Below are 1,528 nucleotides of genomic sequence, written 5' to 3'. Positions count from 1 at the left end.
TCGCAATAACGTTAAGATTCACCATGTATGGACTCCTTTTGTAAAAGTTTTGTCGCTTATTACGTTACCCCCCTGTGGGAGGGGAGTCCATACATCTCTGTGGTTCAATATTCTTTTGCACAAAGAGAAGACAATGAGAAGTAAATGAGTAACCCAATAAAACTATTAGTTACTTTCCTCTAAAGCGAAGCGTCTCTTATCACTCTTTGTGATTATTCAGTGAATTACGCGATATAAAATCGCTGCTAAAATTTTGCTAACTCGCGCCCCTAGACCCTTTCACCTGTATTCTTTTACAATGCATAAAATGACTTAATTTAGAGAATGCGTTGAACTACTTGGCCCACCTTTACTTAGCACAACCGACGGCTGATTCACACTTTGGAAATCTGCTTGGGGATTTTGGTGGGCGTCGTTATTCAGCGCAGTTAACTGACGCGGTTAAAAATGGCCTTGAAAATCATTATTTGGTTGATAGGTTTACCGACTCACATCCCCTTGTAAAAGAGGCTAAGCAGTATTTTTCGCCAGCACGTAAACGCTTTGCAAGTGTCGCGATTGATGTGGCGTTTGATCACTTTCTTATTCACCATTGGCATCGCTTTAATGATCAGCCATTAGCTGAATTCAAACAGCACAGCTATGGGCTTTTAAATGCGCGCCAAGCCATTATGCCTTCACGCATGCAGCAAGTTGTGACCAGTATGACTAATAATGATTGGTTTAAAGAATATGAAACACTCGATGGAGTCGGCCTTGCCCTTGATAACATCGCCAAGCGTATTCGTTTTGCTAACAACTTTGCAGGAGCAGCTGACGATATTGCTCGTCATTATCAGCAATTAGACGCGGTGTTTTTAGCGTTTTTCCCCGAGCTGGTTGAGCATGTGAAGCTAAAGGGGATGGAATGATTTGGCGAGTTTCTAGAGTAAACGGGAAAGGAGCTATTTGCTGGTAGGTTGAGTAGAACGGAGTGAAACCCAACAAGTGAACTGGTAGCAGCTGGTTTACCCCGCGTAATTTACGGTTTATCTCTGTGTAGCGCGAAGCGCCTCGGTGCACTAAGTGGTTCAATTTGTTGTTTTGCACAAAGAGAAGAGAATGAGAAGTGAATGAGATACACCAAAAGAGTATTTTGTTCTTCCTCTAAAGCGCAGCGTCTCTTATCCTCTTTGTGACTATTATTGTTAAATGCTGTTTTTCTCCGTGTAGCGCGAAGCGCCTCGGTGAACTCTATGGTTCAATTTATTTTTGATGCACAAAGAGAAGAGAGTGAGTAACCCACAAAACCACCAAATTTGTTTTTAATAATCCCTCTAAAGCGCAGCGCCTCTTATCCTCTTTGTGACTATTATTTTTAAATGCTGTTTTTCTCTGTGTAGCGTGAAGCGGCTCGGTGTACTTATATGGACTCCCCGTTTTTTGTCAACGGAGTACTTATTAAATAAAGATTAGATGCTGGCTTATATACGGACTCTATTTGGGGAGCTACCCCTGGTCACTTTAATGTATTCGCCCCTTTATGACT

The 1,528-nt window shown here is 42.0% G+C and carries 1 protein-coding gene; it reads left to right on the top strand.

What is annotated here, in order from left to right; all coding sequences use genetic code 11:
* Positions 1–329 precede the first annotated feature (329 nt).
* Complete coding sequence (locus tag L1264_RS21355; RefSeq protein ID WP_235404646.1) at positions 330–911, top strand: acyl carrier protein phosphodiesterase; 582 nt, start codon at positions 330–332, stop codon at positions 909–911.
* Positions 912–1,528: the final 617 nt, after the last annotated feature.

It is taken from the genome of Pseudoalteromonas sp. APAL1 (genome assembly GCF_021532475.1).
Taxonomy (GTDB): domain Bacteria; phylum Pseudomonadota; class Gammaproteobacteria; order Enterobacterales; family Alteromonadaceae; genus Pseudoalteromonas; species Pseudoalteromonas lipolytica_C.
The sequence above is the reverse complement of the archived record's forward strand: the minus strand, read 5'-3'. Positions and strand labels throughout refer to the sequence as shown.